This window comes from Aquimonas voraii, from assembly GCF_900101825.1.
Classification (GTDB): Bacteria; Pseudomonadota; Gammaproteobacteria; order Xanthomonadales; family Xanthomonadaceae; genus Aquimonas; species Aquimonas voraii.
Genome location: NZ_FNAG01000001.1, coordinates 683,160 through 697,190 on the forward strand (window position 1 = coordinate 683,160; position 14,031 = coordinate 697,190).

A 14,031-nucleotide genomic window follows, 5' to 3' on the forward strand; every position below is an offset into this window, starting at 1 on the left:
AAGCCGGCTGCGCCCCGTCTGCCTGTTAGTGTCGTTCGGGCCGTCGCGGCGGGAGAGAGCTGGCATGCAAGGCGAGTCGATGCTTGACGCCCGCGCAGCGGGGGGCGATGCCGATGGCGAGGGCATGCACGCGCGGCCGATTGCTGAACGCATCGATTGGCTGCTGGCTCGCGCCGAGCAACATTCGCAGGTCTTCAGTGCCTCCGATTCGGTGCTCGCGCGCGAGCGCTACCGCGCCCTGCACCCGACCGCGCTGGCGGCCATGAAATGCATGGATGGGCGCCTGAACCTTGCCTATGCCACCGGCACGCCGATCGGCCTGATCCAGCCCTTCCGCAATCTCGGCGGGCGCTTCGACCTTGGCTGGCCGCATCTCGGCGAAGTGCTGTCGGCCTGGGTGCTGCGGCAGATCCGCGAGGGCCGACGCGTGCTCCTGCTGCTCACTTATCACTTCGCGCGCGGCAGCCGCGAGCGCGGCTGCGCCGGTTTCGGCTTCGACACTGCGGCGGCGCAGGCGCATGTGCAGGGCCTGCGCCAGCAGGTGGAGCGGGTCTTCGGCCAGGGCCACGATGCCGTCTATCCGCTGGTCTGCGGCTTCGAGACCGACGAGGACGCGCTCTGCCTGCACGCGCCCGGCGGTGAGGTGCTGGACCTCGCCGGCCTGCGCGAAGACGAGGCGGGCGCGCTGCCGCAGCGGCTGCTGACCCTGTTTCCCGACATGCCCGCGCAGGTGCGCGAGGACCTGCTGCCCCTGCTGCTGGGCAATCTCCGCCACGTCGGAGCGATCCGCGCCAGTCAGCGGCCGCTCGAAGTCGAGCACCACGAGTGGGTGCTCTGCGTCGGTCGTGGATTCGACGTGCTGCACATGCCCAACCACGCCCTGATCGTTGGCCCCTACAGTCCGCGCCTCGATCAATCCATCGCGACCGCGGCCGGCATCATCGAGTCGAATATGCGCAGCGGCCGCATTCCGGACGACGGCTTCCTGCTGCTGGCCTCGGTGCCCTACGAGGAGCCCGGCCCCGATCGTGCCCGCGCTGAACTCAAGGCGCGCTTTCTTTGCGAATTCTCTTGTGAGCTGATCCGCGAGCGGCATCCGTGGTTGGCTGGGCGCATGCACGTGCAAAGGGCGGTGCTGGACTGGCCGCGGCGCCAGCTGCAGCTGCTCCGGGCTTGAACAGTGGTGGTCGCGATGCGGCTTGATCTGACTCACTGAGGCCGACGCGCGGCGAGGGCACACTTTGGCGTCGCCGCGCCCCAGAATCGCCGCCATGCCCTCCGACACCACCCTCGCGCTGCCCGCCCCCCTGTTCCGCCTGCGCGGGGTGGGCCGGGTGTACGGGACGGGCCCGAGCGCCGTGCATGCCCTGCGCGGGGTCGACCTCGACCTCTACGCGGGCGAGGTCGTGGTGGTGCTCGGGCCCTCGGGTTCGGGCAAGAGCACCCTGCTGAACATCCTGGGTGGCCTTGATGCGCCTACGGCCGGCAGCGTCGAGTTCGAAGGCCAGCGGCTGGACCAGAGTGACGAGCGCGCGCTCGGCGAGTACCGCCGCCGCCACGTCGGCTTCGTGTTCCAGTTCTACAACCTGATTCCCAGCCTCACTGCGGCCGAGAACATCGAGCTGGTCACCGACATCGCCGACGACCCGATGCCGGCGGCAGAGGCTCTGGCCCAGCTCGGCCTGGGCGGCCGCGGCGACAGCTTTCCCGCGCAGCTGTCCGGCGGCGAGCAGCAGCGCGTCGCGATCGCCCGCGCCCTGGCCAAGCGGCCGCGGGTGCTGCTCTGTGACGAGCCGACCGGCGCACTCGATCTCGCCACCGGCGTGCGCGTGCTGGATGCGCTGGTGCAGGCCAATGCGCGCAGCGGCAGCCTGAGCCTGATCGTCACCCACAACGCCGACATGGCGCGGCTGGGCGATCGCGTGGTGCGCTTCGCCGATGGCGCGATCCGCTCGATCGAGCGCAATGCCGCGCGCGCCCAGCCTTCGGAGCTGCGCTGGTGAAGCGCCGGCCTCTGCTCAACAAGCTTGGCCGCGACCTGCTGCGGCAGCGGGCGCAGGCTTCGGCGATCGCCGGTCTGCTGGCGCTGGGCGTGGCGCTCCTGGTCACCGCCATCGGCACGCGCGCCGCGCTGGAGCGCGCCCGCGACGATTATTACCTGCAGCAGGGTCTCGCTGATCTGCAGCTGATGATGGTGCGGGCGCCGCGGGCGATGGCGGAGCGTGCCGCCGCGCTGCCGGGCGTCCAGGCGGTCGAAGCGCGGCTGGCGGTGCCGGCCCTGCTGGTGCTGCCCAACGTGGACGGCGCGCTCAGCGCGCGCCTGTACTCGCTGGACGATCCCGAGCGCGTGCAGGTCAATCGCCCCTGGCGGGTCGAAGGCCGCTGGCCGGAGCCGAACGCGCGGCGGGAGGTGGCTTTGAACGAGGCCTTCGCGCAGGCGCAGGGGCTGGACATTGGCGATGCGCTCGAACTGACGATTCGCGGCTCGCGCGAGCGGCTGCGGATCGTGGGTATCGCCAACTCGCCGGAGTTCGTGTTCGTGAGCCCGCCCGGCGAGCTGCTGCCCCAGCCCGAGCGTCATGCCGTGCTGTGGATGCCGCGGCGCGCACTGGAGCAGGCGGCGGGGCTCGAAGGCGCCTTCAACGAGCTGCTGTTGCGCTTGGGCGAGGGCGTTGCGCCCGAGGTGGTCGCGGCGCAGCTGGAGCCGCTGTTCGCACGCTACGGCGCGGGGCGCGCGCAGGACCGCAGCCGCATTCCTTCCGCACGCCTGCTGGATGACGAGCTTGAGCAGCTCGGCACCATGGCGCGCCTCCTGCCGCCGGCCTTTCTCGCGGTCGCGGCCTTTCTGCTCAATCTCAACCTGACCCGGCTGGTCGAAGCCGAGCGCAGCACGCTGGGGCTGATGAAAGCGTTCGGCCTGCGGGCGCGCGAAGTCGTTGGCGGCTATCTCGGCTTCGCGTTGGTGGTCAGTCTGGTCGGCGTGCTGTTCGGGCTGGCGCTGGGCCGCGCCTTGGGTGAGCTGATGTGCGGCCTGTATCTGGAGTTCTATCGGCTGCCGGTGCTGCAGTACCGGCTGCAGCCGGGCATCGTCGCCGCGGCCTTCGCAGTCGGCATCGGTGCCGCACTGGCCGGCAGCAGCCTCGCTCTGCGCCGCGTGCTGTCCCTGCGACCGGCCGCCGCGCTGGCGCCGCCGCCACCGCCCAGCTTCCGCCATGGCGCAGGGCCGCTGGAGGCGCTGGCCGCGGGCTTTGATCCGCTGACCCGCGTGGCCCTGCGCCGCGTGCTCGGCTTTCCGCGCCGCAGCCTGATCACCGTCGCCGGCTTCTGTGCGGCCTTGATCCTGCTGGTGCTGTCGATGCAGGCGCCGCTGGCCATCGAGCGCCTGCTCGACATCAGCTTCGGCGCGGCCAAGCGCCAGCAGATCACCCTCAGTCTTGCCGAGAACGCGGGCGCCGATGCCCTGCGCGCGCTTGCGCGACTGCCGGGCGTCGAGCGCGCTGAACCCTTCCTTGCGCTGGATGCGGTGTTCACCGCTGGCCTGCGTTCGGTCAACGAACCGCTGCTCGGCTTGACGGCCCAACCCCTGCTGGAGCGGCTCGTCGATGCCCAGGGCCAGCCGCGGCTTCTTCGCGACGACGGCCTGCTGCTCAGCGGCTCGCTGGCCCGCCAGCTGGGTGTGAGGGCAGGTGACCCCGTCGAGGTGCAGCTGACCGGCGGCCTGCGCCGTCGTTTCGTGCTCCCGGTGGCCGAGGTGGTCGAGGTCACCATCGGCAGCGGCGCCTGGCTGGAGATCGACGCCTTGGCCCGCTACTCGGGACAGCCCGGCCGGATCAGCGGCGCGCACCTGCGCCTGCGCGCCGACCAGCGTGCGGCCTTCGATGCCGCCGTGCGGGCGACGCCGATGATCGCCGCCAGCAGCGATATCGAGGCCGCCTGGGGCGCCATGCAGCGCATGTTCGAGCAGGGCAGCGGCACCATGACCAGCCTGTTCACCGGCTTCGCGGTGCTGATGGCGGTGGGCATTGCGTACGCCACCAGCACCGTGGTGCTGGGCGAGCAGCGCCGCGATCTCGCCACCCTGTGCGTGCTCGGCTACGGTCGGCGCGAGGCCAGCTATGTGCTGTTGGCCGAGTTGGGACTGCTGTGCCTGATCGCCCTGCCGCCGGGCTTGGTGTCGGGCCACTACGCCGCGCAGGCCTTCCTGCGCGCGATGGCCACCGATGTGTTCCAGTTTCCCAGCCTGTTCGAACCCAGCCTGCACCTGCGGGCGGGCCTGATCCTGCTGGCCTCGGTCGCCGCCACCGCGCTGTGGGTGCGTCGCGGGGTCGATCGGATCGGCCTTGTCGAAAGCCTCAAAGTCCGGGAGTAGCCGAATGCCTGATCGCCCGTCCAGACGCCGCACCCGCCTTGCCTGGGGCGCGTTGCTGCTGATCCTGCTGCTGTCGGCGCTGGCCGCACTGTGGCCTCGCGCGCGTGAGTTCGAGCTGGTCGAGGTCGGCACAGGCGCCCTGCGCATCGAGCGCAGCGACCGCGGCATCACCCGCATGCGCGAGCTGCATCCGCTGGCCGCGCCCACCGCCGGCGTGCTCGAGCGCATCACGCTCGAGCCCGGCGATGCGGTGGACGCGGGTCAGGTACTCGCGCGTCTGCGACCGCTGCAGTCGACGCCGCTCGATGCACGCAGTGCAGCCAGCGCGCGGGCCGAGCTGGCCGCCGCCGAAGCCGGCCTGCGCCAGGCTGAGGCGCATGCGGCCTCGGCGCGCGATGCGCGGCTTCGATTGGAGGCGTCGGGCCAGCGCGGCCTGGTCAGCGAACGCGATCTGATGGCTGCGCGTGCGCTGGATCGCGAAGCCGCCGCGGCCGTGGGTGCGGCACGCGCCGCCGTCGAGCAGGCGCGCAGCCGGCTCGCGCTCTCGCTGCCCGACGCCGAAGGCCGCATCGAGCTGCGTGCTCCGGTGTCCGGCGTGCTGCTGAAGCGGCATTTGCAGGGCGAGCAGCCGGTGGCGGCGGGACAGCTGCTGCTGGAGCTGGGCGTGCCGTCCTCCATCGAGGTGGTCGCTGATTTCCTGTCGCAGGACGCCGTGCAGTTCGCGCCGGGTGCGCCGGCGCGCATCGAGGGTTGGGGCGGCGCTTCGCTGCCGGCGCGGGTCGAGCGCATCGAGCCCCTGGGCGAGCTCAAGGTCTCGGCGCTCGGCGTCGAGGAGCAGCGCGTGCACGTGATCCTGCAGCTCGACAGCGTGCCGCCGGGCCTGGGCCACGGCTACCAGGTCGAAGCCTTCGTGCAGGTCCGTGAGGCGCGCGACGTGCTCGTCTTGCCGATCGAGGCCCTGCGCCGCGAACAGGCCGGCTGGCGGGTCTGGCGCGTCGAGGACGGCCGCCTGCGCGCGCGGGCCGTCGAGGTGGGCGACAGCGACGGTCGCCAGCGCGAGATCCTCTCCGGGCTTGAGCGTGGCAATCGGGTGCTGCGCTTTCCGCCGCCCGGCGATCTGGAAGGAGAGCGCGTTCGCATCACGCCCTGACCTGCCCGCCGGCTTTCAGACCAGCAGCAGGGTGCCGAGGCCGAGGAAGGCGAAGAAGCCGAACACGTCGGTGACCGTGGTCAGAAAGATGCTGCTGGCCAGTGCCGGATCGAAGCCCATGCGCTTAAGGGTCAGCGGCACGGCGACGCCGGCCAGGCTGGCTGCGGTGAGGTTGATCACCAGCGCCGCGAAGATCACGCCCGACAGCGCCGGGTCGCCGAACCACAGCCAGACCGCGCCGCCGAGCACCAGGCCCAGGCCGAGGCCGTTCAGCAGGGCCACGCGCACTTCCTTCCAGACCAGGGTCCAGACGTTGCTGGCGCCGACCTGGCCCAGCGCCAGACCGCGGATCATCAGCGCCAGCACCTGGGTGCCGGCGTTGCCGCCCATGCCGGCGACGATCGGCATCAGCACGGCCAAGGCCACCACCTTCTCAATGGTCTCCTCGAAACGGCCGACCACGCTGGCCGCCAGAAACGCCGTCAGCAGGTTGATGCCCAGCCAGATCATGCGTCGCGGTGCTGCGCGCAGCACCGGGCTGAACATGTCCTCGTCCTCGTCGAGGCCGGCCGCCGACAGCACCTGGTGCTCGGCCTGCTCGCGGATGATGTCGACCACGTCGTCGATGGTGATGCGGCCGACCAGGATGTTGTTCTCGTCGACCACCGGCGCCGAGACCCAGTCGTGGTCCTCGAACTGCCGCGCGACCTCGGCGGTGAGCGTGTCGACCGGAATCGCCGGGTGGTCCTCCTCGTCCATCAGCTGGTTGATCGGCCGCGCGGGCTCGGACAGCAGCAGCGCTGTCAGCGGAATCCGGCCGAGGTACTGGTGGCGGCGGCTGACCACGTAGAGGTGGTCGGTGTTGTCCGGCATCTCGCCGCGCAGGCGCAGGTAGCGCAGCACCACGTCGACGGTGACGTCGGCGCGCACGGTGATGACGTCGGGGTTCATCAGGCGGCCGGCGCTGTCCTCGGGATACGAGAGCACCTGCTCCAGGCGCTCGCGGTTCTCCCGGTCCATCGACTTCAGCACCTCGTCGATGACCTGGTCGGGCAGGTCCTCCATGAGGTCGGCGAGGTCGTCGATGTCCAGCGATTCGGCAGCGGCGACGATCTCGTCGGTGTCCATCGCCGCCAGCAGGCTTTCGCGCACCTCGTCGCCGACATGGACCAGCACTTCGCCGTCGTCCTCGGCGTCGACCAGGCCCCAGACGATCACGCGCTGGTCGTGGGGCAGCGACTCCAGCAGGTTGCCGATCTCGGCCGGGCTCAGCGTGTTGACCATGCGCCGCACCGGCCCCAGGCGGCCGGAGTCGAGCGCCTCCGAGAGCAGCCTCAGCTGGCGTGCGGCTTTGTCCTGGCGGCTGATCTCGGCCATGGCAGGCTCTCGGCTTCAGTGGGGCGGGCGCGCTGCAGGGCAGGGCGCGGTGAGGGTGTCGCGTCCGGGCGATGCCGGGGTGCTACTCGGGCGAGCCGCTGCGATCAGGCAAGCGCGAGAACGGACGCTGGCGTTCTTCTTTGCGCTCTCCTCGTTCCTCGCCGCTCGCCCTCAAGCAGCCTCGAAACGGTTGGCCGCGACGTTCTTGCGCACCTTGGCCGGGTCCCAGATGCGTCCGTTCATGGCGATGTAGACGCCCGGCGGTAGGCACTGCACGGCGCCGACGGCGGTGCCGATGTTGAACTCGGCGTCCGAACCGCGGAAGCGCGCCGGGTTCAGCGCGCCAGTCATGACGATCGTCTTGTCCGGGATGTCGGCCAGTACCCGGCCGGTCTCCACCATGCTGTCGGTGCCGTGGGTGACCAGCACATGCTTCGCCGGCTGCGCAAGGATGGTCTGCTTGATCAGCGCGCGGTCGGCCTCGGTGAGGTGCAGGCTGTCCTTGCGCAGGATCGGGATCACCGTGAAGCGGAAAGCGACGCCCAACTCTTCAAGGATGCGGCCGATCTGCGGGTCGCCGATCTGGTAGTCGGACTTGTCGTCGAAGTAGATCTTGTCGATCGTGCCGCCGGTGGTGACGATGCAGAGCTGGTCCATGGCGAGGCCGTCTAACGCGGGGAGGCCGCGAATTATACGGGCTGGGCTCAGCCCCCGGCCCTTTCCGCCGCGGCCGTGACCAGCTTGCGCCAGTAGATGCGGCGCGACAGGCCGTGCCAGGCCGCCGCACAGCAGACGCCGGCCGCCAGCGCGGCTTCGATCAGCCCGGGCCAGAGTGCGGCGGGCACGGTCCAGGCCTCCATCACCCCGTGGGTGAAGTGGAACATGGCGATGAAGCCGGCCCAGAACAGGGCCTTCCTCATGTTCGCCAGCGCGCACAGCGCCGGGATCAGCAGCGGCAGGCCGAGAAAGCCCAGCGGCACCCAGGGGCTGACCCGCGCCGGCGGCAGCAGCACCAGGTACCAGGCCAGCTGCAGGGCGATCAGCGCCCACAGCAGCACCACGCCGATGCGCCAGGCGCGGCGGCCCACATGTTCGGGCACCGGGCTCGCGTTCTCGTCGAACAGGTTGGGGTTGGCCGATTCGAGACTCATGCGCCGGCTCCAAGCTTCTGCGCGATCACAGCCACGCGCCGGCCCAGCGCGCGCGCCAGCTGGCGCTCGTCCTCGCTGGGATGGGTGTGGCCCTCGTGCCCGGTCCAGTGGCTGGCGCCATAGGGCGTGCCGCCGGTGGTCGTGGTGCTGAGTGCGGCCTCGGTGAAGGGGATGCCGGTGATCACCATGCCGTGGTGCAGCAGTGGCAGCAGCATGGTCAGCAGGGTCGACTCCTGGCCGCCGTGCATCGAAGCCGTCGAGGTGAACACCGCGGCCGGCTTGCCGGCCAAGGTGCCCGAGGCCCATTCGGCGCCCAGCGAATCGAGGAAGTGCTTGAGCGGTGCGGCCATGTTGCCGAAGCGGGTGGGGCTGCCGAGGATCAGGCCGGCGCATTCGGCCAAGTCGCTGCGCTCGACGTAGGGCGCACCGTCCTCGGGTTCGGGTGGGGCCGTGGTCTGGGTGATCGGCGCCACCGGCGGCACCGTGCGCAGGCGCGCGGCCATGCCCGGCACTTCATCAACGCCGCGGGCGATCTGCCGCGCCAGCTGGGCCACGCTGCCGCTGCGGCTGTAGTAGAGGATCAGGATGTCGGGCATGGGCGGACGTGGTCGGGGTGGAACAACGGAGGCGAGGCTCAGGGGTTGCGCGCTTGCCCTGCGGATCTTCCGGCAGGCGAGATCAATGCGGAGCGATCATCAGGACCGGATGCGCGCTCCCGTGCAGGGACCAAGCGAGGGCGGAGGCCACGCTGGGCCAGGGTCCACCCTATGGCTCGTCTTGCCGTGCCGGCAGCAGCGCCGCCGCCGCCACGGCGCTGGCGCTGATCGCCATCAGCACGCTGCCGAGAAAGGGGCCGACGAAGTAGAAGAGCAGGGCGGTGTCGAGCCCCAGCCAGACCACCAGGGCCATGCGCAGGCCGCGGCCGAACAGGCGCGGGGCCACGGCGCAGGCGGCGCAGAGCAGCGAGGCGATCAGCAGGTGCACCGCATACAGGATCCAGGCGCCGCGCAGCACATCGAAGCTCGGCAGCGGCTGCTCGGCACCGACCGCGGCCAGATCCAGCAGGCCTTGATCCAGGCGCGGATAGGCCAGCAGATGAAAGCTGGCCTGCGCCGCCAGCAGCACGCAGGCCACGGCCAGCAGCCAGAGTTCGGGGCGCAGACGGCGCGTCGTCGGGGTCGGGCTCATTGCGTCAGGGTCTCGAAGCCATCGCGGAAGCGGCCGCTCAGGGTACACGCGGCGGCGTTGGGCACGCGCTGCGGGAACGGCGTGTTGTCGATGCCGAAGGCGCGCAGCTCGTCGATCTCCCAGCCCGGCGCCGTCACGGCCGCATCGGTGGCGATCAGAAAGCGCAGGCGCACGCGCTGGCCGGCGAGACTACGGCCGAAGTCGATGCGGTGCGGCGCGAAGGCGTCGGGCCAGCCGGCGCTGCGGCCGACGAAGGCGGCGCGACCGGCCAGCGGATTGTCGCAGCAGTCGGACAGCAGGCCGCCATAGGCCGGGCTGAGCTGGCCGAGTTCAGTGACATCACGCCAGCTCTGGCCCTCGTCCAGGCTGATCTCGACCACGCCACCGTCGTAGAAGGTGCTGCTGCTGGCCTCGAAGCTGTAGCGCGCGTCGAACTCGACGCGGAAGTCGGCATCGGCGCCCACTTGCAGGGCCGGCGATTCGATCCAGGCCTGACCCTCGGTGCCGAAGTCGGGCCCGTACAGCACCCAGCGCAGCGGATCGAGCGCGCGCCGCCGCCAGCCCACCAGTTCGGGTTCCAAGCCCTCGTCCTGTCCGGGTGTCCAGACCATGCGCGGGCTGTCGAAGCCATCGCTGCGGCTCACCGCATCGACGAGGTCGAAGTCGACCGCGAAGGCCTGCGTGCCGACTTCGCCGGTGGCGAAGCCGATCGCTGGATCGTCCGGCGTGGCCGTGACCGTGATTGCCTGCAGGCCAGCGCCGGCATACAGCGCCACCGGCAGCTCCAGCGTGTGTTGCTGCTGTGGCGCCAGCGCCGGCAGCGTGCGCCCGCTGCCTTCGGCAAAGACGAGGCGATCGCTGGAGCTGCGCAGATCGACGCGGCTGTCGGCCAGGGCCTGCGTGCCGGAGTTGCGAACGCCGAGGCGCAGGCGGCCGACTTCGCCAGGGTCGAGCACGCCATCGGCATCGCAGCTGGCGTCCTCGATCAGCTCGATGCTGTCGATGCGCAGATCGCCGCCGTCGACCAAGCTCGGCTGCACGCCCTGCAGGGTGAGACTGCCGCGGCTTGGGGAGCGCGCGCGCAGGCCGGCGCCGCGCGCGGCAAACGCCGAGCCGCAGAGGCGCAGGTCTTCGGCATCGCTGACCGCCATCGTCAGCAGCAGGGCGTCGCGGGCCTCGGTGTAGGTCGGTGCGTTCGGGGTCAGCTTGTAGGCGGCCACCAGGTACTCGCTCATGCGCCGCTGGGCTTCGTCGAAGCCGTAGCGCGGAGCGGGCGGCAGGGTCTCGCGCAGCAGGCTGGCGTAGCAGTCCCAGAGCAGGCTGCCCCAGACTTCGCCGGCGTTGTGCACGGCCGAGTTGTCGGCCGACAGGCTGGCCGGCGTGCGCGGGGCCGCATCGGGAATCTGCGAGCCGCTGGCGATGTGCTGGAACTCGAGCGGATTGATCTCGCGCCGGGTCGAATAGGGGTAGCGGCGGATGCCGAAGTAGCTCGCGTTGGGGCTGAAGCTCGGCATGCGGCCGGCGCTGACGTAGTTCATCACCCCGTAGCTGCCGCTGAAACCGGCGCCCTCGGGCTGCAGCGCGTCTTGCTCGCGCACGAGCAGCAGCAGGGCGTGGAAGTCGGCCCAGCCCTCGCCCATGGCGCGGCTCTGATGGGTGCTGAGGCCCGTGGCGTTGCCGATCAGGCGATTGCTGATGTAGTGCCCCCATTCGTGGGCGACGATCGCGGCATCCATCGCCGCGTCGCGGTCGGCGCCGCGCTCGGCGCTCAGCTCGACGCTGAGCGGCCCCTGCGCCAGCCGCTCGCGCAGCCACAGGCCATCGCTGCGCTGCACGCTCTGCGTCGGTAGATCAAGCTCGGGGGCATCGCCGGCGAGCAGCGGCCAGCCTGCGGCCTGCGCGCTCATGATCACGAGGCCCGCCGCGCCCGCCGCCTGCGCATGGCGTGCCTTGTCGAGTGCCTCGCAGCCGCCGTCTTCGGCCAGCACGATGCGTCCGCTGGCCGTCGCCGGCAGCGCTTCGCAGGCGTCGGCGGCATTGCCGACGCCGTCGTTGGCCAGCGCCAGCGGCGCGCTCAGTCGGTAGGTGCCCGGCCCGAACTCGGCGACGCGCACCCGCAGTGGCGGCCCGGCCGCGCCCGGATCCAGCGCGCCCACCTGCGGGCCGCGAAAGCGGAACAGCTGCATGCGCGGCGGCGCGCCGTCCGCCGGCGTGGACATGTTGGCGTTGTCGAGGCCCGAATGATCCAGCGTCTCGACCCGCAGGGCGTCGAGCTCCTCGCCGCCGCGACCGAAGTTCGACATCTGCGCATTGCCAGCGGCCTCATCGAAGCCGGCGGCGTAGAACCAGTCGTGCAGGTAGTTGGTGATGTAGAAGGCATTGACCACGCCCGCTTCGATCTGCCCCGCGCTGGCATCCGGTGGCAGCAGCGGCGCATAGCCGGGCACGAAGGCCAGCGGGCCGCTCGGCTGGGCGCGGATGTCGCCGACGCTGAAGCCATCGGGTTCGGCCAGATCGGCATAGGCGTCGACGTTGTTGCCGCGGCTCTCGACATCCTCTGCGCGCAGCCAGGGATCGCTGAAGCCGCTGCCGGGCCAGGCGAAGCCGAGCGGCGCGAAGGCGAGCGGTATCTGTTGCGGCGGGCCAAGTGCTGGACGGAAGCCGTCCGGAAGCGCGCTGGGGTGCGGCATGTCGGCGCGGCCCTGCGGGCCCGGCTCGGGGCGATGCGCCGGCGCGGCTTCCGCATAGGCCTGCCAGAGGAAGCTCGCGTGCGCCGACAGCTCCTGCCGCCGCCGCAGGCTGCCGTCGACCGCGTCGACCAGGCTCGCCTGCAGGCGGCTGGCGCGCGGGCCTTGAGCCGGCAGCACCTGGGTCTCGACGTACCAGGCCGGGCGCAGCTGGCCGCGATGGCGATGCCAGACCGGCACCCCGCGCACCGGCGCGGCCAGCTCGGCGCCGTTGGCTGAGCGGCTCAGCAGGGTGGCAAGCTGCAGTTCGCGGTAGGGGCTGGTCGATGTGGCCTTCGGCATCGCCGTCCAGGCGCCGCGCAGGCTCGCGGCATCGAACCCCCAGGGCGCCAGCGCCACGGCCGCAGCCTCTTCGAGCGGAAGCCGCCAGGCCCGCGCCTCGCTGGCGACGGCGTCGGCACCGCGTCCGCCGCCGCTGCTGGCGCGCACCCGGCCCTGCGCATCCAGCAGCAGGCTGATCCGCTCGCCGAAGATCTCGATGCCCTCGCGCTCGGCGGCAAAGCGCAGCAGCCGCGCGCCGCTGAGCAAGGTCTGCTGATCGATCAGGCGCAGCGCGTCGGCGCCCGGTGCTGCGCTGCGCGCCGCGTCCGACTGCAGGTGGGCGAGCGCGAGGCGCAGCGCTTCGTTGGCATCGGGCGGAGCCCGCGTCACGCTGAGTTCGCCCCAGGGCAGCACATGCAGACGCCGGTCTTCATCGGCCTGGGGGGCCTCATCAGGCTTGGCCACGGCGACCGGGCCGCACATCGATGACAGGGCCAACGCGAGCGCCAGCGCTCTGCGCGGGGCGGCGAGCCCTTCGCTGGTTCTGTGTGTCTGCGGTCGTGATCTGGGGTGTTTGTACAGGGGCGCGCGCATGGCGGGGCCAGCATGCCGCCGATCGGCCCTGTCCGCCATCCCGCAGGCCTGTCCGGCCCGCTTCAAGCAGCGCGGCCGTGGGCCGGACGCCGCGGCCGCGCAAGGCATTGGCCGCCCGCCCACGAACTGCGCTCCGGAGGATCCCCGCAGGGCTCGCGCCATGGACTTGACGCAGGCCCGCCGCGGAACGACGCCATTCGGTTGGCGTGGCATCGCTCCAACCCCGGTGCAATTCGTTCGACCGAGCGGGCTGGGTCTGTCCCGAACAGGCACACGGGCGATCGGTCGAAAGCTGCGCTCTGGCGACTTTTGCGCGGCCCCGGCCGAACCCGACGGCCTCGGCGGCAGGCCTCATCCCTGCGGATTCAGCTGGATGCCATGGATTCCACCCAAGTGCGATCAGTCATAAGCCCCGTTTCGCGGTAGCATTTCCATGCTTGGGCAGACGCTGGCATGCGGCGTGCAGGCGAATTCCGCGGCCGCGCTTGGATGGGTGATTTGCCCGCTCCGCGGCGCTGTTGCGCCAGCTGCCCGCCACATCGTCAAAGGGGAAGAGATGGCAACCGCACCGCGCAAGACCGCCTTGGGCGCAGAAGAGCTGGAGCACCGCAAGCTGGGCCTCGGGGTGCTGGAGCGCCGCCTGCTGATCCTGATCGATGGACAGCGCGGCCCGACCGAGCTGCAGACCATGATGGGCAAGACCGAAATCGCTCCCCTGCTCGACCATCTGGTCGAGGTGGGCTGTGTCCTGTGGCCGGGGCGCGAGGGCGCGGTTGCTCCGAAACCGGCGGCGCCGGTCGCCGAGGCAAGCGCGGTGGCACCGACGGACGACCTGCCCGAGCGCAGCCCGAAGGAGCGCGAGATGGCGCGCAACTTCATGCTCAACACCTTGCGGACCTTCATCGGGCCCTACGCGAACCCCGAGCTCATGAAGCGCCTGCAGTCGGCGCCGGACAGCACCACCCTGCGCATGCTTTACCCGGAGTGGCGCGCCCTGATGGACGCACCACGCGCGGCAGGCAAGCGCATCAACGAGCTCGACGCCGAGCTCAAGAAGGTGCTGTAAGGGTCGCCGGCAGGTTCGATCCGCTTCCTGTCGCACCGAAGCCGCGGGCTGGCCCGCGGCTTTTTGCTTTCCTCAGACAAGCTCCCGTGTTCCAGAACCGGGCCTGGCCGCAGAGCACGCCCTTTTCC

The 14,031-nt window shown here is 71.1% G+C and carries 11 protein-coding genes; 5 read left to right on the forward strand and 6 right to left on the reverse strand.

All coding sequences use genetic code 11. The features are described from left to right. The first annotated feature begins 79 nt into the window (after positions 1-79). From BLP83_RS02975 to BLP83_RS02990, 4 genes are all read left to right on the forward strand, one after another. Positions 80-1,177 (forward strand): carboxysome shell carbonic anhydrase, encoded by a 1,098-nt coding sequence (locus BLP83_RS02975; protein ID WP_218121172.1) that lies wholly within the window; start codon positions 80-82, stop codon positions 1,175-1,177. Between the two features lie 94 nt (positions 1,178-1,271). Continuing rightward, on the forward strand, positions 1,272-2,003 hold the full coding sequence (locus tag BLP83_RS02980) for an ABC transporter ATP-binding protein (RefSeq protein ID WP_091238631.1): 732 nt from the start codon (positions 1,272-1,274) through the stop codon (positions 2,001-2,003). Beyond that, complete coding sequence (locus tag BLP83_RS02985) at positions 2,000-4,369, forward strand: ABC transporter permease (RefSeq protein ID WP_091238633.1); 2,370 nt, start codon at positions 2,000-2,002, stop codon at positions 4,367-4,369. Before BLP83_RS02980 ends, BLP83_RS02985 begins: the two co-directional genes overlap by 4 nt. Positions 4,370-4,373: 4 nt before the next feature. After that, entirely contained in the window at positions 4,374-5,519 is a 1,146-nt protein-coding gene (locus tag BLP83_RS02990) for an efflux RND transporter periplasmic adaptor subunit (protein WP_091238635.1), read from the forward strand. 15 nt (positions 5,520-5,534) lie between these two features. Here the strand turns inward: BLP83_RS02990 and mgtE are convergent, their stop codons facing one another. The 6 genes from mgtE to BLP83_RS03020 form a co-directional block, all read right to left on the reverse strand. Next, entirely contained in the window at positions 5,535-6,896 is a 1,362-nt protein-coding gene (mgtE, locus tag BLP83_RS02995) for a magnesium transporter (RefSeq protein WP_091238638.1), read from the reverse strand. Between the two features lie 171 nt (positions 6,897-7,067). Next, a complete protein-coding gene (locus tag BLP83_RS03000) occupies positions 7,068-7,553 on the reverse strand; it encodes an asparaginase domain-containing protein (protein ID WP_091238639.1) in 486 nt (161 codons plus the stop codon). A 47-nt stretch (positions 7,554-7,600) separates the two neighbouring features. After that, on the reverse strand, positions 7,601-8,047 hold the full coding sequence (locus tag BLP83_RS03005; RefSeq protein WP_091238642.1) for a DUF2069 domain-containing protein: 447 nt from the start codon (positions 8,045-8,047) through the stop codon (positions 7,601-7,603). Further along, positions 8,044-8,643: an NAD(P)H:quinone oxidoreductase gene (gene wrbA, locus BLP83_RS03010; protein WP_091238643.1), complete on the reverse strand. Its 600-nt coding sequence runs from the start codon at positions 8,641-8,643 to the stop codon at positions 8,044-8,046. Before wrbA ends, BLP83_RS03005 begins: the two co-directional genes overlap by 4 nt. 169 nt (positions 8,644-8,812) lie before the next feature. Next, positions 8,813-9,235, reverse strand: coding sequence for a hypothetical protein (locus BLP83_RS03015; RefSeq protein WP_091238646.1), 423 nt, complete (start codon positions 9,233-9,235; stop codon positions 8,813-8,815). Further along, on the reverse strand, positions 9,232-12,708 hold the full coding sequence (locus tag BLP83_RS03020; protein WP_176763984.1) for a M36 family metallopeptidase: 3,477 nt from the start codon (positions 12,706-12,708) through the stop codon (positions 9,232-9,234). Before BLP83_RS03020 ends, BLP83_RS03015 begins: the two co-directional genes overlap by 4 nt. A gap of 685 nt (positions 12,709-13,393) precedes the next feature. Between BLP83_RS03020 and BLP83_RS03025 the strand changes: the two genes are divergently transcribed. Further along, the gene (locus BLP83_RS03025) at positions 13,394-13,903 is read left to right on the forward strand and encodes a hypothetical protein (RefSeq protein WP_091238651.1); all 510 of its coding nucleotides are present in this window, start codon (positions 13,394-13,396) and stop codon (positions 13,901-13,903) included. Positions 13,904-14,031: the final 128 nt, after the last annotated feature.

What these genes read in the sequence shown, in the direction of transcription:
- wrbA (WP_091238643.1), bottom strand. Translation starts at nt 8,643, where the DNA reads ATGCCCGACATCCTGATCCTCTACTACAGCCGCAGCGGCAGCGTGGCC.
- BLP83_RS03025 (WP_091238651.1), top strand. Translation starts at nt 13,394, where the DNA reads ATGGCAACCGCACCGCGCAAGACCGCCTTGGGCGCAGAAGAGCTGGAG.
- BLP83_RS02975 (WP_218121172.1), top strand. Translation starts at nt 80, where the DNA reads ATGCTTGACGCCCGCGCAGCGGGGGGCGATGCCGATGGCGAGGGCATG.
- BLP83_RS03015 (WP_091238646.1), bottom strand. Translation starts at nt 9,235, where the DNA reads ATGAGCCCGACCCCGACGACGCGCCGTCTGCGCCCCGAACTCTGGCTG.
- mgtE (WP_091238638.1), bottom strand. Translation starts at nt 6,896, where the DNA reads ATGGCCGAGATCAGCCGCCAGGACAAAGCCGCACGCCAGCTGAGGCTG.
- BLP83_RS02990 (WP_091238635.1), top strand. Translation starts at nt 4,374, where the DNA reads ATGCCTGATCGCCCGTCCAGACGCCGCACCCGCCTTGCCTGGGGCGCG.
- BLP83_RS03005 (WP_091238642.1), bottom strand. Translation starts at nt 8,047, where the DNA reads ATGAGTCTCGAATCGGCCAACCCCAACCTGTTCGACGAGAACGCGAGC.
- BLP83_RS02980 (WP_091238631.1), top strand. Translation starts at nt 1,272, where the DNA reads ATGCCCTCCGACACCACCCTCGCGCTGCCCGCCCCCCTGTTCCGCCTG.
- BLP83_RS03000 (WP_091238639.1), bottom strand. Translation starts at nt 7,553, where the DNA reads ATGGACCAGCTCTGCATCGTCACCACCGGCGGCACGATCGACAAGATC.